Source organism: Nocardioides sp. S5 (genome assembly GCF_017310035.1).
Classification (GTDB): domain Bacteria; phylum Actinomycetota; class Actinomycetes; order Propionibacteriales; family Nocardioidaceae; genus Nocardioides.
Genome location: NZ_CP022296.1, coordinates 421,494 through 442,758 on the forward strand (window position 1 = coordinate 421,494; position 21,265 = coordinate 442,758).

The 21,265-nt window shown below is 69.0% G+C and carries 18 protein-coding genes; 6 read left to right on the forward strand and 12 right to left on the reverse strand.

The genetic code is table 11. The annotated features are described in order from the left end of the window. Positions 1-113: 113 nt before the first annotated feature. From CFI00_RS02110 to CFI00_RS02120, 3 genes are all read left to right on the forward strand, one after another. Positions 114-1,007 (forward strand): right-handed parallel beta-helix repeat-containing protein, encoded by an 894-nt coding sequence (locus CFI00_RS02110; protein ID WP_207083655.1) that lies wholly within the window; start codon positions 114-116, stop codon positions 1,005-1,007. A gap of 210 nt (positions 1,008-1,217) precedes the next feature. Further along, positions 1,218-2,096 (forward strand): DUF1524 domain-containing protein, encoded by an 879-nt coding sequence (locus CFI00_RS02115; RefSeq protein ID WP_242532640.1) that lies wholly within the window; start codon positions 1,218-1,220, stop codon positions 2,094-2,096. Positions 2,097-2,490: 394 nt separating this feature from the next. After that, on the forward strand, positions 2,491-3,189 hold the full coding sequence (locus CFI00_RS02120) for a hypothetical protein (RefSeq protein ID WP_207083656.1): 699 nt from the start codon (positions 2,491-2,493) through the stop codon (positions 3,187-3,189). A gap of 72 nt (positions 3,190-3,261) precedes the next feature. Here CFI00_RS02120 and CFI00_RS02125 read toward each other — a convergent pair whose 3' ends face one another. After that, complete coding sequence (locus CFI00_RS02125; RefSeq protein ID WP_242532641.1) at positions 3,262-4,101, reverse strand: Ltp family lipoprotein; 840 nt, start codon at positions 4,099-4,101, stop codon at positions 3,262-3,264. 357 nt (positions 4,102-4,458) lie between these two features. On the opposite strand from CFI00_RS02125, the gene CFI00_RS02130 reads away from it, so the two are divergent. Both CFI00_RS02130 and CFI00_RS02135 read left to right on the forward strand, forming a co-directional pair. Then, positions 4,459-4,755: a DUF4193 domain-containing protein gene (locus CFI00_RS02130; RefSeq protein WP_207083658.1), complete on the forward strand. Its 297-nt coding sequence runs from the start codon at positions 4,459-4,461 to the stop codon at positions 4,753-4,755. Between the two features lie 431 nt (positions 4,756-5,186). Then, positions 5,187-6,365 (forward strand): IS110 family transposase, encoded by a 1,179-nt coding sequence (locus tag CFI00_RS02135; RefSeq protein WP_207083659.1) that lies wholly within the window; start codon positions 5,187-5,189, stop codon positions 6,363-6,365. Between the two features lie 58 nt (positions 6,366-6,423). On the opposite strand, the gene CFI00_RS02140 is transcribed toward CFI00_RS02135, so the two are convergent. Together CFI00_RS02140 and CFI00_RS02145 are read right to left on the reverse strand one after the other, a co-directional pair. Next, a complete protein-coding gene (locus CFI00_RS02140; protein ID WP_207083660.1) occupies positions 6,424-7,785 on the reverse strand; it encodes an ATP-binding protein in 1,362 nt (453 codons plus the stop codon). A gap of 2 nt (positions 7,786-7,787) precedes the next feature. After that, a complete protein-coding gene (locus tag CFI00_RS02145; protein WP_207083661.1) occupies positions 7,788-10,013 on the reverse strand; it encodes an ATP-binding protein in 2,226 nt (741 codons plus the stop codon). 281 nt (positions 10,014-10,294) lie between these two features. On the opposite strand from CFI00_RS02145, the gene CFI00_RS02150 reads away from it, so the two are divergent. Then, positions 10,295-10,981 carry a VOC family protein gene (locus CFI00_RS02150; RefSeq protein WP_207083662.1) on the forward strand — a complete coding sequence of 229 codons (687 nt, stop codon included), beginning with the start codon at positions 10,295-10,297 and terminating at the stop codon, positions 10,979-10,981. 54 nt (positions 10,982-11,035) lie between these two features. Here CFI00_RS02150 and CFI00_RS02155 read toward each other — a convergent pair whose 3' ends face one another. From CFI00_RS02155 to CFI00_RS23810, 9 genes are all read right to left on the reverse strand, one after another. After that, positions 11,036-12,547 (reverse strand): cation acetate symporter, encoded by a 1,512-nt coding sequence (locus tag CFI00_RS02155; RefSeq protein ID WP_207083663.1) that lies wholly within the window; start codon positions 12,545-12,547, stop codon positions 11,036-11,038. A gap of 7 nt (positions 12,548-12,554) precedes the next feature. Continuing rightward, a complete protein-coding gene (locus CFI00_RS02160) occupies positions 12,555-12,947 on the reverse strand; it encodes a hypothetical protein (protein ID WP_207083664.1) in 393 nt (130 codons plus the stop codon). Then, entirely contained in the window at positions 12,944-13,663 is a 720-nt protein-coding gene (locus CFI00_RS02165) for a LytTR family DNA-binding domain-containing protein (protein ID WP_207083665.1), read from the reverse strand. Before CFI00_RS02165 ends, CFI00_RS02160 begins: the two co-directional genes overlap by 4 nt. Further along, positions 13,660-14,790, reverse strand: coding sequence for a histidine kinase (locus CFI00_RS02170; RefSeq protein ID WP_207083666.1), 1,131 nt, complete (start codon positions 14,788-14,790; stop codon positions 13,660-13,662). Before CFI00_RS02170 ends, CFI00_RS02165 begins: the two co-directional genes overlap by 4 nt. A gap of 28 nt (positions 14,791-14,818) precedes the next feature. Then, positions 14,819-16,222, reverse strand: a complete 1,404-nt coding sequence (locus tag CFI00_RS02175; RefSeq protein WP_207083667.1) for a calcium-binding protein — start codon at positions 16,220-16,222, stop codon at positions 14,819-14,821. A gap of 25 nt (positions 16,223-16,247) precedes the next feature. Next, positions 16,248-17,522 (reverse strand): calcium-binding protein, encoded by a 1,275-nt coding sequence (locus tag CFI00_RS23805; RefSeq protein ID WP_207083668.1) that lies wholly within the window; start codon positions 17,520-17,522, stop codon positions 16,248-16,250. Beyond that, complete coding sequence (locus CFI00_RS02185) at positions 17,519-18,991, reverse strand: calcium-binding protein (protein ID WP_207083669.1); 1,473 nt, start codon at positions 18,989-18,991, stop codon at positions 17,519-17,521. The genes CFI00_RS23805 and CFI00_RS02185 overlap by 4 nt, the downstream gene beginning before the upstream one ends. Positions 18,992-19,059: 68 nt before the next feature. Further along, positions 19,060-19,923, reverse strand: coding sequence for a class I SAM-dependent methyltransferase (locus CFI00_RS02190; RefSeq protein WP_207083670.1), 864 nt, complete (start codon positions 19,921-19,923; stop codon positions 19,060-19,062). Between the two features lie 20 nt (positions 19,924-19,943). Continuing rightward, the gene (locus tag CFI00_RS23810; protein WP_207083671.1) at positions 19,944-21,245 is read right to left on the reverse strand and encodes a hypothetical protein; all 1,302 of its coding nucleotides are present in this window, start codon (positions 21,243-21,245) and stop codon (positions 19,944-19,946) included. Positions 21,246-21,265 lie beyond the last annotated feature (20 nt).

Sequence of the window (21,265 nt, forward strand, 5' to 3'; positions counted from 1 at the left end):
GTTGACGGAGTCCTGCCGCGCTGACGACTCTGGAGGGCAGCCAGTTCTCGGCGCGCCGTGGCACGGGCCATCGGTCGCGACCACTGCGCGCATGACCCCCGAAGGCGACAACCATGACGAATCGATCGTTCTCTCGCGCCCGCAGCGCCCTGTTCGGCGCTGCCTTCGTGACCTCGCTGCTCGCGGTCCCGGCCGCCCCCGCGACCGCGGCGGCCGTCACCTGCGGGACCGTGGTGACCACCAGCATCAAGCTCACCGCCAACCTGGGCCCGTGCGCCGGTGACGCGCTGATCGCCGGGGCGGACAACATCACCATCGACCTCGGCGGCTACACGATCAGCGGGACGGGGAGCGGCGCAGGCGTCCGTGTCGCACAGCGCACGGGCGTGACCGTCACGAGCGGCACGATCGTGGGCTTCCACACGGGAGTGGTGCTCGACGAGTCCACCCTGAGCACCGTGTCGAAGCTGGCGCTGACCGGCAACATCCGCGGCGTGAACGTCGCGGGGTCGGACGACAACCTGGTCGAGAAGAACACGATCGCGAACAGCGGTCTCGACGCGATCCGCCTCGGCCTCTCCACTGACAACATCATCAGCAAGAACGTCCTGACGGGCAACGTGTTCGGCATCGGCGTGGCTGACCGCTCGACGGTGAACCTGATCGAGAAGAACGTCCTCCGGAGCACCCGCGGATTCGGGATCGCGGTGTTCAGCGACTCCGACGCCAACCTCATCGAGAAGAACGACGTGCAAGGCACGGTGCAGGGCGACGGCATCTCCGTCTCGCCCGACTCCGACCTCACGTCGATCACCAAGAACATCGCGAACCTCAACGGCGACGACGGGATCGACACGGACAACCCGCGCACGACGATCACCGAGAACGTCGCCAACGGCAACGGCGACCTCGGCATCGAGGCGGTGCCCGGGACGACGGACGGCGGGGGCAACCTGGCCTCGGGGAACGGCAACCCGGCCCAGTGCGTGGGAGTCAGCTGCGCGTAGCGGCGAGTAGCCCAGTCCCCATCGCTGGTCGAGTATCGAGACCCACCTGCCTCGGGCAGGTGGGCTCACCTTCCCGTTCGCCGGACAACGCCCGACGTCCTGACATACCTTCGTGGCCATCGGACAACGACGGCATCGCCTGCGAGAAGCGCTGACAGCAGCGGCCACGCCTGCGCTGGGCCTGGTCCCGCTCTGGCGAATCGGACCCCTGTGAAGCTCGCGTTCGTCGTCGTGGGTGTTGTCCTTCTCGTCGCGGCCGGCCAGTGCGGCGACGACTCCGACGTCGTGCCAGGCGCCCGCGAGGCTCCCACCGGAGCTGGCGACGCGACCGCGGTGGCGGCTCTCGGTCTCCTGTCCGTCAAGGGGCGTGCTGCCATGACGGGGTACGACCGCGCTCGGTTCGGGCCGGCGTGGCTCGACGCGGACCGGAACGGCTGCGACACCAGGAACGACATCCTCGCCGAACACCTGCTGCCGGTGACGCTGGAGAGCAACGGCTGTGTGGTGGCCGCTGGGTCGTACGACGACCCCTACACCGGGTCCACGATCGACTACTGGCAGGGCGATGGGTCCCTCGTCGACATCGACCACGTGGTCTCCCTGGGCAACGCCTGGGCGACGGGAGCCTTCGACTGGCCGATCAAGAAGCGCGCTGCCTTCGCGAACGACCCGCTCAACCTCCTCCCGACGGACGCCGGTGCCAACCGTCAGAAGGGAGACGGTGACGCCGCGACGTGGCTGCCGGCGAACACGTCGTACCGCTGTGAGTACGTCTCACGGCAGGTCGCGGTGAAGGCCAAGTACGACCTCTGGGTGACGCCCCCGGAGGAGGCGGCGATCCAGCGAGTGCTCGTGCCGTGCGACGGACAGGCCGTGACGCCTGACCGGTGGGGCGCGCCGACCGAGGTGGACCACAACATCTCCGACCCGTCGGCAGTGCCTGCGACCGGTCCGTCCGGAGGCGGCGATCCCGTGCGCTACGACAGCTGCGACGAGGCGCGTGCAGCCGGTGCGACGCCGGTCCGCACCGGGGATCCGGGTTACGGCACACACCTGGACGGGGACGGAGATGGATCTGCGTGCGAATGACGCCCGGACGCGGCCGGGGTCAGGCGCCGTTGCTGGCTTCGTGCCAGTCCCAGTGCGTGCGCGGGTAGGCAGCCTCAGCCAGGCTCAAGCGCTCTGCCCCAAGGGCTCGATCTGACCGCTGTTCACCAGGTCCTCGAGAGCGCGCTGACAGCCGGCCTGCCACGTGCCCTGCTCGTCCTGGAACGACACCACGGCCTCGCCCATGCACGCGGACTCGGCCGTTCCGTGCGTGCCATGCCATGAACATCGGCCCCCGGCGGCGGTCGAACGCTCCGGGTGCAAATCGGGATCGAATGGATATGACGGGTTCATCTGGGAGTAGTACCCAGTTCTCGGCCCGTGAGCCCAGGCCGCTGGGGTCTCCACGAGCAGCGCCCTTGGGATACTCGCCTCCATGGTCACCTTGCTTCGACGGAGCCAGACCGAGCGCGAACGTTGGGCCGACGAGGTGCTGGACCGGCTCAGCCCCGTCATGACTGCGTTGGGCGTCCTCTTCCTGCTCGTCGTCCTCGGGGAGAGCCTCGCCCGAGAGGGGACCCCGGTGGCCATGGCGCTTGCTGTTCTGGGGTGGGGACTGTGGTCGGTCTTCGTGGTCGAGTTCGTGGCACGTCTGGTGGTGGCGCCGGACACCGGTCGCTTCCTGCGCCGCAACTGGTGGCAGCTGCTTTTTCTGGTTCTGCCGTTCCTACGCGTGCTGAGGGTGGTGCGCGCGGCGCGGTTCCTCCGAACCGGGCGCGTCCTGTCCTCCGCCGTCCGGTCTTCCCGTTCGGCGCACCAGGTGTTGGGGAGCCGGATCGGGTGGTTGGGCGTCGTCTGGGCGATCACCGTGATGGGGAGCAGCCAGCTGCTCTTCCAGTTCTCCGAATACACCCGGTACGCCGACGCCCTGCATGCCTCAGCGCTCGCGACCATCACGGGTGAGCCGCTCGGCCTGTCCGACGGCTTCGCCCGCGCCCTGGAGGTGGTGCTCGCCGTGTTCTCGGTCGTCGTGTTCGCCACTCTTGCTGGCAGCCTGGGCGCCTTCTTCCTCGAGCGCCGAGAGACCGAGCACGCCACGGCCGCCACTGCGGAGCGGGACACAACGAGCCGTTGAGCCGAGGGGTCGCAGTTCCCTGCGAGTACGTCCTGGAAGGTGTCAGACGAGTTCTCGATGGAGCCGTCCTGGTCAGTACGCCTTGTTGGCGCCGTACGACGCCTGCTCGTAGGTGAACCCCTCGAACACCAGCTGGTCGATCAGGCCCTGGAGGGAGAAGCTGGTGTAGTCGAGGTAGCTCTTCGCGGACTCGAATGCTTGCTCGTTCCAGTTGACCTTCAAGTAGTCGACCGCGAAGGTCGCGTCCGCGGTCGCGTAGTTCTCGAACTCCAGCTGGCCGATCAGACCGGTCCGGGAGAACGCGGTGTAGTCGAGGTAGGACGACGCACTGTCGATCGCGTTGTACATCGCGTTGGTGATCTTCGACCGGCTGGGGTCGGCAGGGAAGTCGTCTTCCGAGTCCGCCACCTTGTCGCCGTCAGAGTCCTTGCTGTATCGCTCGTCCTGGGGGAAGTCGTCGACCTGGTCAGCGACGCCATCGCCGTCTGCGTCCTTGCTGTACTTGGCGTTCTTCGGGAAGTCGTCCTTGTAGTCCGCGACGCCGTCCTTGTCGGTGTCGACATCATCCTCGGTCTGGACCTTCGGGTCCTCGGGCGCAAAGTCCTCGTCGTCCAAAACGCCGTCGCCGTCGGTGTCGACGGGTTCAGGCTCAACCGCGGGCTCAGTCTCAGTCGGCGATGGTGATGATGCTGCCGTGGTGGGCGACGGCTCTGTAGCTGCTGCGACGGGGGCCTCCTCGTCCGGCAGCAGATTGCCCACCACCGAAAGGGCGATCAGCACCGCAGCCGTGATGGCCCACCACCGGAAGTACCAAGGCTTCTTCGCTGTCGACGACGCAGCCTGGTGATGCGCCGGCGGGAACCCGGGGCCTGGCGCCACCACGTCGGCGCGAGGAGTCTCCGGGCCGTTCAACGGCCGAGTCTGGTCAGTCCAAGCCCGACCGTCCCACCACCGCAGCTGCTCGCGGTTCAACTGGTCAGGAAACCATCCCGGCGCTGGCGTGTCTGTAGGCATGAGCTCGTTCCCCCAAGGTGCTTCGTCAAGCGCATGTCGAGATCGAGTGCGCCATTGTCAGGGTCGCATTGACGACTGCGTCTTGTTCGCGAAACGACCGATGACGTCCAGGCGGTCAGGCGCCACTCGACCGCCGTCGGTCAACGGAGGTGAGGTGTTCTTGGGAGCCGAATGTTCATCTGAATGCGTGGTCAAAGGACGGACTGGGTACGGCAGACTGCGCTCGCCCCGAACGAATAGGACGTACCTCCCGCCATGGCAACTGACTACGACGCCTCTCGCAAGAGCGAGGAGGAGCAGAAGGAGGAGAGCCTCGAAGCCCTTCGCCTCGCTGCAACCGACAAGGACGCGAGCTCCAGCAAGATCGACGAGGACGAAACCGACGCGGCAGAGTCCTTCGAACTGCCCGGAGCCGACCTGTCGAACGAGGAGCTCAGCATCGAGGTGGTGCCGAAGCAGGACGACGAGTTCACCTGCTCGGTGTGCTTCCTCGTGCACCACCGCAGCGCGCGGACAGCAGACACCCCGCCCGTTTGTCGCGACTGCGCGTAGTCGCGCGCATCGGTCGGGCTGGCGGTCGGCACCGGCGACGCGTTCAGCGCTGTCCGGTCCTCGGCGGAGCGGTCGGCACGTCGTCAACGGACGTCCCCTCGTCACGCGTCATCACGCGGTCGAACGCGCGCAGGGTCGAGCGGATCGAGGCCGGACAGGCCGTCGGCGCACTGAGCCGGAGCGGATCTGGACGTACCGACGCGGCTACTAGACGATTCCGTTAGGACCGGCGTCTGGCCAGACTCGGTTCAGGTGATCGGCGGGCAGCTCTCCATGCGGCTGCCCACCGGCTGTTCTGGTGTGGCTCACTTTCGGTCTGCGGCCCGCCGGTCACCGTGACGAGGCGTGGCTCAAGAAGGGACTGCCCTGCTCGTAGTAGCAATGCCCACCTCGCCGTCCATAACGGGAACGAGCACAGGCGGGAGCAGCACATGGACAACCAGACGGAGCACGTGATCATCGGGGTCGACCCCCACAAGCTGTCGGCCACGATCGAGGTCGTCGACCAGCACGAACAGATGTTGGGCTCGGGCAGGTTCACCACGGATCGGGCCGGCTACGCCGCGATGCGCGGGTACACGAAGACCTGGCCGGACCGGGTCTGGGCGGTCGAGGGGGCCAACGGCGCTGGCCGCCCGCTGGCACAGCGGCTCCTCGAAGATGGCGAACGCGTGGTCGACGTGCCGGCCAAGCTGTCTGCTCGGGTGCGTCTCTTCGACACCGGCCATAACCGCAAGACCGACGCCCACGACGCGCACGCGGTCGCGGCCGTCGCGGTGCGCACCAAGAACCTGCGGGTACTGCAGCTCGACGGCGAGCTCGAGGCACTGCGGATGCTCACCGACCGCCGCGAAGCACTCACCCGCCGGCGGGTCCAGACCGTTGGCCGGCTCCAGGCATTGCTCGCAGAACTCCTGCCAGGACAGGCGAAACGTGACATCACCACCGGTCAGGCAAAGGCCATGCTCGCCTCGGTCCGACCGCGTGACATCGCCGGGAAGACCCGGCGGCGCATAGCTGCCGAGGAGCTCGCAGAACTGGTTGCGGTCGAGGCCAAGATCAAGAAGTCCACCGCCGAGCTCAAGGCCATCGTCCTGGCCCGCGGCTCACACCTGATGGACATCCACGACGTCGGACCTGTCGTCGCCGCCCGGGTCCTGGCCGACGTCGGTGACGTCACCCGCTTCGCTGACCGGAACCGGTTCGCGTCCTGGACCGGCACAGCACCCCTCGATGCGTCTTCGGGTGAGCAGAACCGGCACCGGCTCTCACGTGCCGGGAACCGTCGGATGAACCACATGATCCACATCGCCGCGATGAGCCAGATCCGCCTCGCCACCAACGGCCGCGCCTACTACCGACGCAAGCGAGCCGAGGGCAAGAAGCCCCTCGAAGCGATCCGATGCCTCAAGCGCAGGATCTCGGATGCGATCTACCGACAACTGCTCGAGGACGCACAACGCGCCGCCGGCGAGGACGTTGGCACGGGTCCGGGAGGGCGCTGCGGGGCGACTCTTCAATCCAGCGCGGTCGACCTGCACCCGCACATCGACACTTCGGATCAGCCACTTCCCGGACCCGCGAAGAAGACGCTACGCCGAACCGGTTGACAACAGAAGGGAGCCGGAATGGGACAGGTGGACTACACACCTGACTTGTGAGGCGGACTTAGTCGTCGCCGAGCGTTGCCTGCAGCACTGAATTGTTCCGACGGGCATCGAAGCGGTCAAGTTCGTCGAGGATTTCCCGCGCCAGTACACTCAGGTGGGCGCGACGATCTTGGCCCAGGACCTCTGGACGGCCGTGTGCCAACGGCGCTCGATACTCGCTCACTGCGGTGAAGGTTCCTCGCCAATACGCCTTATCGCGGGCGGCAAACACGGCGGCGAAGACCGCCCACTCGGCATTGATTATCGCCCAGAGGTCCAGAGGATAGGTGTAGGACAACCAAGGTGCCTGTCGCCCGAACATGCGACTATCGCGCTCCATCTTCGCAAGCGCTTCGTTCCGGGCTTTCTTAACGGCGGCGTTCTTGTTGGCGACTTCGTCTGGCCAGTCGTCGCCGTAGTGGTCCGCCAGGACGAGTTCTATGACGCTCCGAACGCGCACCTCAGCGACACCGAAGATGCCCCAGGGGTCAAGGTTCCAGGTTCGGTGTGCCAGGGCGTCGCGGAAGACCGGCTGATCGGCAAGACTCGGGTCGTCTGACTCCGCCTCAGGGCTCCGGGGCAAGACCCCAAGCTCTTCGAGTTCCTGACGTTCGAGGAACAAGTCGCTCACGACAGGTCCGAGCACCAGTTGCGCCGCCGGGGACAAGAGCTTGAGTTCGGCAAGGTGGTCGACAACTCGGACGAAGGCGCGGGCGCGCTCGAGCTCGGAGGCTCCGCTCGGGTTCGAGTCGGGCCGAGTTGCGAGCCAGTACTTTGTGAGTCCGGCGTGACCGCCGGACCAGGAAAGGCAAGACCGGATGTCGTCGTGTTCGAGCTCGGTCTCGCCGAAAGCTCCGATGTCGGCGGCATTGACGCCTCCGAGGTACTCCGTGTAGCAGACGCTGGCGAGAGTCGAAATACCGCTGACATGCGTCTCAATGAACGCAAGCGAGCGACGGGAGGTGATCAATGCGGTGCAATGCAGTGCTTCCGGACGGTGAAGGAGCTCCCGTAACAGCAGCAGGAACTGCTGGCTATCCGGGAAGTGGATAACGCGATCGAACTGGTCGAGCGCGAGAACTGTCAGGCGCTTCTCGGCGGCCAAAACAGCACGCAGACGCTTCCAACTCTCGCGCGTCGAATTGCTCGAGCCGCCAGCGACACCTTGACCGCTGACTTCAGTCGCGAGCTCCGCGAACACCTCGGCGCCGGTCATGGACGTTGAGAGGTCGAAGCGGACTGACCGGGTGCCGACATGCTCTAGTTGCTCGATGCTGCGATCGGCGATCCACGATTTGCCTGACCCGGGACTGCCGTGCAAGGCCACATTGGCTGGCGCGCGCAAAAGTCTCGCCAAGCGCCCGGGGAAGTCGCCCCTCACTGTCATCCGTACCTCCGGCGTAAATATTCGGCATACAGCACGACGCGGATACTTACGCCACGTTCCGACTCATGGAGGACACCGCGTACCAGTAAATCCGTTAAGGCTAGGATGTGTTCCCCTTCAAGTTGCAAACTTTCAATGGGGACCGGATTATTCTGCGGCCCGCCTAGCAGAGCGATTCGGGTCAACACTTCCACGGCGACGCGTGAATCATCGTGCCGCGCGATGTCCTCGTCGCTTGGATGCCCGTCTTCTTTCTCATTCTCCTCATCGAAGTTCGCGAGGAACGACTTCGTATTGTCGGCCGTCACAAGGCAGTCGAACTTGTGCTGCTCGATCCGGTCGTGGCCAGCGACCAGATTCTCGATCGCCTCCTCTACGTCGCCTTGGGTAATTTGGGAACGTCGTCGAGAGTTGACGTTTCGCACAATCCGGTCGCAGAGAATCTGTGTAAAAAACGGATGTCCGTCGGTATACCCTGCGATAGTGCTAAGCGCATATCCGGTGTAACGGGTGCTGCCGGACGCCGTGCGGATCGGAACGTCAGCCAAGGCTTGAGTTTCGTCGGGGGTGAGATAGTCGAGCTTGCGGGTCGTCATGACGCTGAACTCATTTGGGTACGCGTCGAGGAAGCGCGGCATGGTGTCCTGGCCAAGCAGAAGCGCTGAGAACATCCTGGCCTCAAGAAGGCCTTTAAGCTGCCGCATGAAATCGCGAAGTTCTTGGTGTTCGCTCGGGTTCGTCCCTCCGCGAAGCACCTCCTGCAAATAGGTGAACTCGTCGACAACAATAACGAATGGGACACCGGTATGTCCCGCGCTGCGGAGTACGCTACGCGCGGCATCCCGCCCCCGCTGGAAACTGCGAAGCGGCCGCCGCTCTATTGCTGCGGAGTCCGGCCAACTGCTGAGGAACAGTTGTGACAGCTCCTCAGGCAGGCGTTCGTAGGTTTGGTCGCGGAACTGGTCGAGCACTTCTTCGAAGAAGTCGACAGTAATGCTGCGTCGGTCAATGGTCCCAAACGACAGTCTGGCGACTATTGCCCCCTGATCGAGTAGCCGCTTATGCACCTGGCTGAGGACGCTCGACTTACCGGTTCGTTGCTGTCCGTATAGCGCAAAGCAGCGTCCGCCGGGCGTCTTCGACAACTCTTTCGCGAAATCGGCAACAAGTTGTTCGCGGCCAAAGAACATGTCTGACTCAGCAGCGATCGGGAGGCCGCCAGCGTACGGCTCGAACGGGTTGGGTATGTCCTCGTGGTTCTCCTTACCCAAGATCTTGACATTGATATTTTGCCTTGCCGACTGACGTTTGGTCCCGATTGCATCGACGTACGTCAAGTGAGTCTCGAGCCGTATCTCTGCACGCGCTCCTTGCTTTCGGGTGTCGCGGAAGCGTGCTCTGAGCGTTGCTGACTTCCCGGGGCGAAGCTCGCCCAAATAAGGCTGCGCTCCGATCAACTTCATGCCTCGGTACTTGTCGAGCACGAGGCGCACGTCACGGACAGGAGCGCCGTCGGCCTGCAGGAGAATCCGGACCGGCAGTTCGAACTCCCCGTTTACGTCGCGGGTGACGTTCACTAGGTCGATCGTAGTGACTTGGGGCGGAGCTAACAGGTTCTCAACCCTGCTTATCCAAGAGGCCTTCTCCCAGGCGCCGATGGTGTCGATGCACTCACGAAGTGCCGCGCTGAGAGGTTGAGTTCGCCTCGCACGGGGAACCAGCGCAAGCTGCTCAATGACCCGCTGGTGCGAGTTTTCGACGACGGAGGGGTCATCGCTGCCTAACTGGGCTGCGAAGGCATCCAACGCTCCGAGCGCGACACCGGCCAGGTGTCGGTTGAACTTCCCGGTAATGGCCGGCTGCATGTGCAGGATCGCCCGCCGTAGTGGCTCCAGGTGAGCTGCTTCGACAGGAGGCGCTTCCAGAAGATCCGCCTCGATGAATTCGCGGGCGAGCGAGGCTTGGGTCGGATGGGGCTCCTGGTCTTCCGGTTCCAGCGACTTCGTCGGGTCAGTGGCAGGGGGATCCGCTGACTTCGATGGTTGTCTCCGAGCGGCAGAGACAGCTTCTCTCGGGACCGTAAGTCGCCGACCGTCCGGGGTGACGAGCTGGAGCGACTCTGGCAGGACACCGATCACCGTAGCGAGCACGCGGTGGCTGCCGCGTCCGCGGAGCTCGAACTCAAGTCGCGCGCCGACAGTGATCAGCGATTCATTCTGCACGGGGAGGCTTTCGGTAAGACGCCAATCGTTAGGAGACTATAACCGGGCGCGTGCTCGGCGCGACGGAATCTTTGCTCAAGCTTGCATCCTGCAGGTTCGGCCTCACCAATGTGTCCACTCGCTCAGCCGGGCCGATGCTGGCCGGCTCAAGATCAGCGAACCGGCGTCATTCGCGGCGGTTCGCAGCACCTCTAGAGACACACTGCCGGCAACTGACTGTCTCCATGAGGGGCCTGCAATGCAGTGGCAGCGCGGACGTCGAGATGCCTACCGTGGCGTCCATGGCCTCCAGGTTGTGCGCCCTCACCGTCCTTGCGACTGCCCCTGAGGAACTGGCGGTCTTCTGGGCGAGCCTGCTCGGGTGGGAGCGCGAGGGTTTGGACGTCGTACCAGGGGAGGGAGTGCCCCTGCGGCTCACGTTCGCCGCGACTGATCGGCCGAGGACTGGCCTCAACCAGATGCACCTCCACCTGACCAGCAACGCCATCTCGCAGGAGGCGACCGTCGCGCGGGTGCTTGACCTCGGCGGCACCCACCTCGACGTCGGCCAGCTGCCGGAGGAGGACCACGTCGTCCTGGCCGATCCCGACGGCAACGAGTTCTGCGTGATCGAGGCAGGGAACAACTGGCTGGCCGGCACGAGCTTCCTGGGCGAGATCGCGGCGGACGGGACGCGGGAGGTCGGGCTCTTCTGGGCGGCGGCACTCGACTGGCCGCTGGTCTGGGACGAGGACGGCGAGACCGCGATCTCGCCGCCGGAGGGTGGGTTCAAGATCGCGTGGGGCGGCGAGCCGCTCAACGAGCGGCACGGGCCGAACCGGATGTACTTCGTGCTCGTCGCGGAGGTGCTCGAGGCTGAGGTGGAGCGGCTGGTGGGCCTGGGGGCTTCGGTGACCCAGCGATTTGATGACTACGTCGAGATGGTCGATCCGGACGGGAACGGGTTCGAGCTGCGGGCGGAGGAGTAGGTCTCGATACGCCTCGCTCGTTCCTCGCTCGGCTACTCGACCAGCGAGGGGCCCTCAGCGCTGGAGGTCGACTGCCTCGGGCGTGTGCAGGCGCACCATGAAACGTCCGGCGTGCGCGGGCACCGACGCCCGGGTCAGCCGAGACACCACGACCATCGTGGCGAGGGACGCCGGCACCGACCAGGCGGCCGGCTGCCCGAGCAGGGCGGCGGTCCAGCCGGTGGAGGTCGAGGTCGCCAGCGTCCAAGCCACGGCGGCCCCGGATCCCAGCCCACCGACCAGGAGTCCAGCGACTGCACCGGCCGGCGTCAGGCCGCGCCACCAGATCCCCAGCATCAGGAGCGGCGCGAAGGTCGACGCGGTCACGGCGAAGGCCAGGCCCACGGTCCGGGCGACCGCGACATCCTGCGCAGGCAAGGAGAGAAGCAGCGGCACGACCACCGCGATGGCTGCGGCGACGCGGAAGGACGCGACGCCGCCGAGGCGGTAGGACCCCCACCGCCGCCCGGTCACGTCCTGCGACAGCACGCCCGCGACCGCGATCGTCAGGCCCGAGCTGGTCGACAGGAAGGCCGCGAAGGCTCCCGCGGTGACCAGCCCGGTCAGCACGGCGCCCAGCAGTCCGCCCACCATCAGCGACGGCAGCTCGAGCACGAGCACGTCGGACCGTCCGTCGATCAGGTCGGGGGCGTAGATCCGGCCTAGGGCGGCGTACAGCGGGGGCAGGACGTAGAAGACGCCCAGCAGCACCAGCACCGCGAGCGTCGTACGACGAGCCGCCCGGCCGTCGGGGTTGGTGTAGAACCGCACGACCACGTGCGGCAGGCCCATCGTGCCGAGGAAGGTCGCGACGATGAGGGAGTACGTCGTGTAGAGCCCGACGCCGCCGCCCGAGGCCAGCGGGGTCGACCACGACGAGGCCGCGGTGGTGGTTGGGTCGGGGGCCCCGTCGGCCGCCCAGACCGCCAGCAGCACGAAGATCGGGACGAGCAGCGCGGTCAGCTTGAGCCAGAACTGGAAGGCCTGCACGAAGGTGATCGAGCGCATCCCGCCCGGGCTCACCGACGCCAGCACCACCAGCGCGACGACCAGCGACCCCGCCCACGGCGGCGCCCCGATCGTCGAGCGCAGCGTCACGCCGGCGCCCTGGAACTGCGGCAGGAGGTAGAGCCAGCCGATGCCGACGACCAGCACCGAGCAGAGCTTGCGCACCCCCCGCGACCCCAGTCGAGCCTCGGCGAAGTCCGGCAGGGTGTACGCCCCCGAGCGCCGCAGCGGGGCGGCGACGAGCACCAGCAGGACGAGGTATCCCGCGGTCCAGCCGACCGGATACCAGAGCATCTCCGCGCCGAAGGTCAGCAGCAGGCCGGCGACGCCGAGGAAGGACGCCGCGGAGAGGTACTCCCCACCGATCGCGCTCGCGTTGAGCCGCGGCCGCACCGTGCGCGAGGCGACGAGGAAGTCGCTCGTGGTGCGCGAGATCCGCAGACCCCACGTGCCGATGGCGAGCGTCGCGACCGTGACCAGGATGACCGCGACGACGCCGGGGACCACGTCGGCGTTCACGAGGCACTCACCGCGGCTCCTCCGGGAGGACCGTCCCGACCAGCTCGGCGAAGTCGCGCTCGTTGGCCTCGGACCGGCGGATGTAGAGCCAGCCCAGCAGCACCAGCCACGGATAGGTCAGCGCCCCGAGGAGCAGCCACGCCAGCGGCAACGGCCCCACTCGCACGTCGCCGAGGGACGGGAAGAGGTGAAAGGCCAGCGGCAGCAGCCCGACGCTGAGCGCCAGCGCCGCCAGCACCCGCAGCGCCAGGAAGAGCTGCTCGCGCAGCAGCGAGCGCATGAAGACCTCGCCCAGCGCGGTCTCGGCGTCGATCTCGCGCGTCCCGGCAGACCGTACGCCGGACGCGCGCCGCCGCGGCGGGCCGGTGACCCGGACCCGAGGCGGCGGCTGCTCGCTCACGCGAGCGGCTCCCGCTTCGTCAGGACGGATCGCAGCTCGCGGGTGTGGCGACGGCTCACCGGCAGCTCGATCCCGCCGATCACCACGCTGACGCGCCCGCCCTCGCTGCGCACCTCCTCGACATGGGGGAGCGCGACCAGCACCGAGCGGTGGATCCGCACGAACCCGGCGGGTGCCCACTGCTCGGCGAGCGACGACAGCGGGGTGCGCACCAGGTGCGAGCCCTCGGCGGTGTGCAGCCGGGCGTAGTCGCCCTGCGCCTCGACGTGGGTGATCTCGGAACGGTTGATGAAGCGGGTGACGCCCCCGCGCTCGACGGGGATCTGCACGTCGCCGGACGGCACCGGTGCGCCGGCCTCCACCACGCGGCGTACGGCCTCGGCGAGGCGCTCCTCGCGCACCGGCTTGAGGACGTAGTCGACCGCGCGCAGCTCGAAGGCCGCGACCGCGTGCTCCTCGTGGGCGGTCACGAAGACCACCGGCGGCGGCGACCTGAAGCGCGACAGCACCTGGGCCAGGTCGAGCCCGGTCAGGCCTGGCATCTGGATGTCGAGGAAGACCGCGTCGACCTCCTCGGCCTGCAGCACCCGCAGCGCCTCGGTGGCGGAGTCGGTGCCGCGGACCTCGCCGATGCGCGGGTCGCGGCCGAGCAGGAAGGTCAGCTCGTCGAGGGCAGGGCGCTCGTCGTCTATGACGAGGACCTTCAGACCTGTCATACCTGGACTCCCGGGGCGAACTTGGGCACCCGCACGATGACCTTCGTGCCGGCGCCGGGTGCGGTCTCGACGACCAGACCGTAGTCGTCGCCGTAGGCGTTGCGCAGCCTCGCATCCACATTGCCCAGCCCGACCGAGTCCATCGAGGCGTCACCGGCCAACGCCTGCCGTACCCGTTCGGGGTCCTCGCCGGTGCCGTCGTCCTCCACCTCGATGACGCACTCCTGGTCGAGGTCGCGCGCGGTGATGGAGAGCCGGCCGACGCCGTCCTCCTTGTCGGCGCTGGCCTCCAGCCCGTGGCGTACGGCGTTCTCCACCAGCGGCTGGATGCACAGGAAGGGCACCGCCACCGGCAGCACCTCCGGCGCGATCTTGAGCCGCACCTGGAGCCGCTCGCCGAAGCGGGCCTGCTCGAGGAGGAGGTAGCGCTCGACGGAGCGCAGCTCCTCGGCGAGCGTCGTGTACTCCCCGTGGCGGCGGAAGGAGTAGCGGGTGAAGTCGGCGAACTCCAGCAGCAGCTCGCGCGCGCGGTCGGGGTCCGTACGCACGAAGCTGGCGATCGCGCCGAGCGAGTTGTAGATGAAGTGCGGGCTGATCTGCGCCCGCAGCGCGCGCACCTCGGCCTCCATCAGCCGGTTGCGCGAGAGGTCGAGCTCGGCCAGCTCGAGCTGGCCGCTCACCCACGACGCCACCTCGTCGGCCGCGCGCACGAGGCCGCCGGTGGTGTGCGGGGCGCCGACCACGAGCGCGCCGACGAGGGTGTCCTCGACGACCAGTGGGCTCACGATCGCCTGCCGCACCTGGCAGCCGCCGTCGTCGCACACGAGCGTGCGCTCGTCGACGATCATCGTGCGCCCGGTCTCCGCGACCTGGCTGATCGTGGCGGCCAGCTGGCTGCGGTGGTGGCCGCCGAGGCCGTCCCACGCCAGCAGCCCGCTGGTGTCGCCGAGCCCGGCCGCCGGGGTGCCGAGCAGCGCCCGCAGGTGGCCGACCGACTTCTCCGCGCTGGCGGTGGTCAGGCCCTCCCGCAGCGCGGGACTGGCGAGGGAGGCGTTGTGGAGGGCGCGGAAGGCTGCGCGGTCGGCCTCGCCGCCCAGCGACGTACGCCGCCACCTCCACCTCGCCACGTCGGGAGACTAGCCCCCAGGAGGGGCCTCAGCGCTCGCAGGACCTACGGACCTCGGCGCGGCACGTGTCCCGACCGGGACCGCCGAAGGCGGAGTCCCGTCCCTGCCCGCCGAAGAGCTGGTCCGTGCCGTCCCTGCCCCTCATCTCGTCACGTCCGTCGCCCCCGTAGAGCCGGTCGGCGCCCTCGAGCCCGTCGAGCACGTCGTTGCCCGGGCCGCCGCGGATGACGTCGCGACCCCGCGTTCCCTGCAGGTCGTCGTGGCCTCGTCCGCCGTTGATGCGCGCCTTCATGAACCGAGGACAGAAGACCCTCTCGAACCAGGTGTCGTAGTTCCGCATCACCGTGTCGGCGCCCTTGCGGCCGCGGAGCGTGGCGTCGCAGGCGGAGAACTGGAGCTCGTTGCCTCCGTCAGTACCTGCGACGACGACCCGGCGCGCGTGCAGCGTCGCGTCCTCGAAGCCGGCGACCATGACCGTGTACGGGTCGTCGGCGTCGGTCGTCAGCCGGCCGCGCCGGCCGTGCCGGAGGTCGAGGTCCAGGAGGCCCGAGTCGGTGCTGACGTAGACGTCGTCGCGGCCGTCCCCACCGGCGATGGAGCTGCCGGCACGTGGTGCCTCGTCGATCACGAGGCTGTCGTCGCCGGCGCCGAAGGTCGCGTGGATCGGTCCGGAGACCGCGGCGACGACCTCCTCGTCGGCCGCGGTGCCGACGAACCGGAGGGGGGCACCGTTGATGGTCCCGGTCTGGAAGTTCTCGAGACCGGCCCAGGTCGCCACGACCTGCTGGTCGACGGTGAGGGTCCCGGCCGCGTTGTCGATCACCTTGGCGCCGAGTCGCCCCGTCAAGGGGGTGAACAGGTCCTGGCCGGCTCCGCCGTCGATCGATCCCCCGGGCGCCGTGGTCCCTGCGTAGGTGAGGCCGTCGTCGCCGGCGCCGAGGCCGATGACGTCGGGGTTGGGCTCACCGGTCACCCCGCTGGTGACCGAGTCCGACCCCGCGCCACCGATGATGACGTCCTTCTCGGTGTCCGCGGGTGAGTCGTTCCGATGGGCCCCGAAGACCGAGCTGCCGGCCGCACCTGCCTCGAAGCGGTCGGCACCCTCGCCCAGCTCGGCGGCGACCCGGCTGCTCGAGCCGGTGCCGTCGACCACGTCGTCGCCGGCGCCCGCCCGCACGTCGACGGCCACGAAGGGGAGCCCAGTGTCGAAGGTGACGCACACCAGGTCGTCACCACCGAGGGCGTCGACCGACAGGCCCCCGTTGGTGACGATGACGTCAGGCCCCTCGGTGCCGACGACGCGGGTGCCCGGCTGACCGACGATCGTGGCTGCCGCACCGCGGCAGGTGTGGGGTGCTGCGGTCGCGGAGTACGCGGGCGTGAGCAGGGCCAGACCGAGCAGTCCGGCGGAGGCCAAGGTGGTCGTACGCATGAGTGCGATCCTCTCCAGGTGGTGGTCAGCCCTCGCAGCACTGCTTGCGCTCGGCCTTGCAGCGGTCGCGCCCGGTGCCGCCGTCGGCGGTGTCGCGCCCTCTGCCGCCGAGGAGCACGTCGGCGTCGGCCTGTCCGACCAGCCGGTCGTGCCCGCGGCCACCGACGAGCCGGTCCTCGCCGAACCCGCCCTTCAGGACGTCCTTGCCGGAGCCACCCGTGAGCCTGTCGTCACCCCGGGTGCCGGAGAGCTTGTCGTCACCGGAGCCGCCGTTGGCGGTGAGGGTCTCCGCGCAGCGGATGTCGGTCTCGAAGCTCGAGTCGTACTGCCGGCGCACCGAGTCGTCGCCGCCACCGAGGCGCACCACCCCGGTGCAGGCGGTGAGGCCGATGTCGTTGGGGCCGTCCGTGCCGCGCACGGTGACGCTGGGGGCGAAGAGGTCGGCGTCCTCGAAGTCCGCGGCCGTCACGACGTAGGGCGCAGCAGCATCGACGCCCATCGTGCCGACAGGCAGGTCGAGGTCGATGCCGGCCTCCTCGGAGGCCAGGTAGATGCTGTCGCGACCCGGGCCGCCGAAGAGGCGGCTCGACGGGGTCGGCGGAGTCGAGCTGGACCAGTGGTCGTCACCGCGGCCCAGGGTGACGTCGACGGTGGCGGCGTCCGACGACGACCAGCCCACGGACTCGTCGGCGTCCGTGCCGACGAAGGTCAGGCGCTGCGACCCCGCGGACTGCTGGATCCCGAACCCCTCGACGTCCGCCCACGTGGTGCGCACCTCGCCGGCGGAGGTGAAGCGCCCGACCTCGTTGTCGACGACCGCGTCGCCGGGGCCGGTCTGGATCCGGATCGAGTCGGAGCCGCCCCCGCCGTCGACGGTGTCGACGCCGCTCGCGGCGTCGGGGTAGTCGAGCTCGACGGAGTCGCTGGCGTCGCCGCCGAGGAAGGTGTCCACACCAGCGGCGAGGAAGGCGTAGACCTCCTGACGCGGTGAGCCCGTCCCGTCGACGACGTCGTTGCCGTTGCCGGAGCGCACGAAGACGGGGTAGTACTTCCCGGTGTAGGGGCCGGAGATGCAGATGAGGTCGTTGCCGCCCTGGGCGTAGACCGACCGGGCGCCGTTGGTGAGGATCACGTCCGGGCCCTCGGTGCCCTGGACGCTGTGCCCGGACCCGACGATCGTCGCGGTCCGGCCCTGGCAGGTCTCGGCGGCACCGCTGGCCGCGGTCGGGCCGAGCAGCGCCAGGCCCGGGACGGTGAGGCAGACGAGTGCTGCGGCCGTCAGGGAGGTCGTACGCCTCATCGCTCGCACCGCGTCTTCCGCTCGGCGACGCAGCGGTCGCGCCCGTTGCTGCCGTCGACCCGGTCGCGCCCGGGCCCGCCGATCAGCACGTCGTCGGCCGAGCGGCCCTTGAGCACGTCGTTGCCGGCGCCGCCGCTCACCTTGTCGCGGCCGTTGCCGCCGTCGACCTCGTCGTTGCCGCGGCTGCCGCGGATCCGGTCGTCGCCGCCGCGTCCCTCGATGGTGTCGTGCCCGCGACCGCCGATGAGCTGGTCGTCGGCGCCGGAGCCGCGCAGGCTGTCCCGCCCGTCCCCGCCGTTCATCGAGACCTCGCCGTCGCAGTCGAACGTGTAGGTCTCGAAGACGTAGTCGAACTGCCACCGCAGGGAGTCGTCGCCCAGGCCGCCGCGCAGCGTCGCGTCGCAGCCGTTCCACCTGAGCTCGTTGTCGCCGTCGTCGCCGTTCATCACGACCTCGGGCGCCATCAGGAAGGCGTCCTCCAGGCCGACGGCGACCGCGTCGACACCACCGACGCCCAAGCGCTGCGTCGCCAGGTCGAGCGCGAGGCGCCCGGTCTCGGTCGCGGCGACGAGGTTGTCGGCGCCCGCGCCGGTGTCGATGCGGCTGCCGGTCCCGATGGCCGTGGCGGGCTCGAGGGTGACGTCGTCGTCACCGCCGCCCGTGGTGACGTCCAGCGCGGGCACGCCGTCGGTGGGCCGCAGGGTCACGTCGTCGTCACCCTCGGTGCCGCGGTAGGTGACCGTGCCGGTCCCGACCTCGAGGCTGGTGGACTCGAAGGCCGTGAAGGCGGCCGTGCCCTGCGGCGAGGTGAAGGTGCCGCGTGCCATGTCGAGGGTGAGGTCGCCCGATCCTCCGGTGAGGCGGAGGCCGTCCAGGCCCTCGCCGCCGTCGAGGACCGCCTCGGACGTGGCGTTGGCGGCGCCGAGGTAGAGCAGGTCGGTGCCGACGCCGAGGCGGACCACGTCGCGGTTCGGGGTGCCGGCGGCGCCGGTCCAGGCGGTGTCGTTGCCCTCGCCGGTGTCGACCGTGTCCTTCTCGGTGTCGGCGCCGAAGGTGTAGCCGCCACCGCCGGTGCTCGCCCTCTCGCCGGTGTACACCGTGTCGGAGGCCGGGCCGCCGGCGAACGTGTCGGCGCCGGCACCGAGGACGGTGGTGACGTAGAAGTTGGCCGGGGCCGCGGTCGTGTCGACCACGTCGTCGCCCGCACCGGCGACCACCGACAGCAGGTTGGAGCTGCCGCCCGGGCCGGTCACGCAGATCAGGTCGTCACCGCCGAGCGCGTCGACCACGCCGGCTGCTGCGGTCACGATCACGTCGCGTCCCTCGGTGCCCGTCACGGTGGGTCCGGTCCCGACGATCGTGGCGGCCTCGCCGCGGCAGGTCTCGCCCGCGGCGACGGCCGCGGTCGCCGGCGTGAGCAGGGCCAGGCCCAGCAGCGCGGCGGTGGTCAGTGGCGTCGTACGTCGCATGGGATCCCCCGAGTTCGTCGTCGTGCTTCCGGTCGTGTGATGCGCGTGCGGCCCGGAAGGTTGCGGACTCAGCGGAAGTCGATGAGCAGCATGTCGGTGTCGGTCCCGTCGCTGACGACGGGACCGTCGGGCCGCTCGTCGTCTGGCCCGTCGCCGTCGGTGTGGCTCGGCGGCTCGTCGCGGTCCACGACCACCGCGCGGTAGCAGCGGGTGACGTAGGGGACCCGCATGCCGTCCATGCCGCGGCCGAAGTCGTCGTAGAAGGCCAGCACCTCGGCGAGGTGGCGCTCGCGCTCCGCCTCGTCCATCACCGCGAAGCTCGAGCGCGAGCGGGCCATGTCGAGGATCGACTCCCGGTCGATCTCCTGCCAGTGCTTGAAGGTCGTCTCCTCCATGAAGCCGAAGAGGTCGCTGTGCACGAGGTGCTCGGCCGACGACGTGTCGAGGTCCTGGCGCCCGAGGATGGCCCCCATCCGCCGCACCCACGGGATCCGCTCGTCGCGGCTGTTCCACACCAGTGCGACGTGGCCGCCCGGCTTGAGCACCCGGGCGATCTCGGGCAGCGCCACCTCGTGGTCGAACCAGTGGAACGCCTGCGCGACCACCACCACGTCGACGGAGCGGTCGTTGGCCGGGATCTCCTCGGCGGTCGCGACCTTGGCGCTCACCTCCGGAACCCGCTCGCGCAGCACCTCCAGCATCGCCTCGTCGGGCTCGGTGGCGAAGACGGCGTGGCCCTGGTCGACGAGCTGGCGGGTCAGCTTGCCGGTGCCCGCGGCGAGCTCGAGCACGACCTTGGCCTCCCCGCCGGCGAGCCACGCGGCCGCCTCGGCGGGGTAGCCCGGACGACCCCGGTCGTAGGCCTCGGCGACGGGGCCGAAGGACCGCGCGCGGTCGACGGTGGCGGGGGACTCAGGGACTTCGTCGCTCATCCCCCTCACCGTATCGGTCGTCAGATCTTGCGCTCGCAGCCGCGACGCTTCTCGCCCTGGCACACGTCGCGACCCGAGCCGCCGTCGAGGGTGTCGCGGCCCGCACCGCCGATCAGCCGGTCGTCGCCCGGTCCGCCGAACAGCATGTCCTTGCCGCGACCACCACTGAGGTAGGCCGAGTAGCGCGAGCAGTCGCGCACCGGCCACACGTCATCGAGCTCGTCGGTGGCCGCGACGAAGTCCTTGCCGCGGTCGCCGCTGACGTTGACCCGGCACGCCGCGACGATGATCTGCTCGCTGGCGGGCGTGCCGTCGACCACGCCGCGTCGGGCGGTCAGGGAGAGGTCCTCGAAGCCCGTCGTCCTCACGATCTTCTTGGCGCGGCCCTGGCGCGCGACGGCGCGGCCGCCGTCGAGGTCGGCAGTGACGTCGTACGTCGGCAGGGCGAGGAGCACCTCGTCGCGGCCGGACCCGCCGCGCGCCCTCGACGAGCGGGTCCCGGTGCCGTTCGTGCCGTAGAAGTCGTCCCCGCCGCGCATCACCACGTCCCGCTCGAAGGCGTCCGGGGCGAAGACCTCGAGCCGCTCGTCGGCACCGGTGCCGCGGAAGGTCAGCGTGCCGTCGGCGCTGCCGCCGCTGAAGGTGAACCCGGTGAAGCCGGAGAAGTCCAGCGAGGACGACTCCGAGGTGGCGGATCCGCTGCGGGCGTCGATCACGGTGGAACCGGTGATCCCGCCGAGGACCAGGTTGCCACGGCCCCCTGCCGTCACCGGTCCCTGGCCGCCCGACCGGCCGTTCCACACGACGGTCCCGTCGTCGATCGCCACGGTGTCGAGGTTCACCGCACCGACCTGGCCGCTGGTCACCGACGCGTCGCCGAGGGTGATCCGGACGTTGTCGGCCTCGGTGTCGGTCGACGAGGCGAGGCGCGAGGTGCCGGCGTACACCGAGTGCTCGGCGCCGTTGCCGGAGATGAACGTGTCCGCGCCGGCACCCAACGTCGTGGAGGAGCCGCGGCCCTGGACCGACGCCTCGACGTGGTCGTCGCCCGCCCCCGCGTCGATGCTGATGATCCCCTGGCCCGTGGTCACCGGCGTACCGGTCACGCAGATCGTGTCGTTGCCGCCGAGAGCGACGAGGGACTGCGCACCGTTGGTGACGACGACGTCGGGCCCCTCGGTGCCGACGAGGCGCTGGTCGGGCGCCCCCACGACGGTGGCGGGCAGGCCCCGGCACGTCTCGTCGGCGGCCTGCGCGCCGGTCGGCACGAGGAGCGCGAGCCCCACCAGCGCGGTGGTGGTCAGGGTGGTGGTGCGGATCATCGGACTCCCCTGGAGATCAG

Excerpts from the sequence above, each read along its gene's own strand:
- CFI00_RS02110 (WP_207083655.1), top strand. The coding sequence starts at position 114 with ATGACGAATCGATCGTTCTCTCGCGCCCGCAGCGCCCTGTTCGGCGCT.
- CFI00_RS02120 (WP_207083656.1), top strand. The coding sequence starts at position 2,491 with ATGGTCACCTTGCTTCGACGGAGCCAGACCGAGCGCGAACGTTGGGCC.
- CFI00_RS02130 (WP_207083658.1), top strand. The coding sequence starts at position 4,459 with ATGGCAACTGACTACGACGCCTCTCGCAAGAGCGAGGAGGAGCAGAAG.
- CFI00_RS02135 (WP_207083659.1), top strand. The coding sequence starts at position 5,187 with ATGGACAACCAGACGGAGCACGTGATCATCGGGGTCGACCCCCACAAG.
- CFI00_RS02150 (WP_207083662.1), top strand. The coding sequence starts at position 10,295 with ATGGCCTCCAGGTTGTGCGCCCTCACCGTCCTTGCGACTGCCCCTGAG.
- CFI00_RS02165 (WP_207083665.1), bottom strand. The coding sequence starts at position 13,663 with ATGACAGGTCTGAAGGTCCTCGTCATAGACGACGAGCGCCCTGCCCTC.
- CFI00_RS02175 (WP_207083667.1), bottom strand. The coding sequence starts at position 16,222 with ATGCGTACGACCACCTTGGCCTCCGCCGGACTGCTCGGTCTGGCCCTG.
- CFI00_RS23805 (WP_207083668.1), bottom strand. The coding sequence starts at position 17,522 with ATGAGGCGTACGACCTCCCTGACGGCCGCAGCACTCGTCTGCCTCACC.
- CFI00_RS02185 (WP_207083669.1), bottom strand. The coding sequence starts at position 18,991 with ATGCGACGTACGACGCCACTGACCACCGCCGCGCTGCTGGGCCTGGCC.
- CFI00_RS02190 (WP_207083670.1), bottom strand. The coding sequence starts at position 19,923 with ATGAGCGACGAAGTCCCTGAGTCCCCCGCCACCGTCGACCGCGCGCGG.
- CFI00_RS23810 (WP_207083671.1), bottom strand. The coding sequence starts at position 21,245 with ATGATCCGCACCACCACCCTGACCACCACCGCGCTGGTGGGGCTCGCG.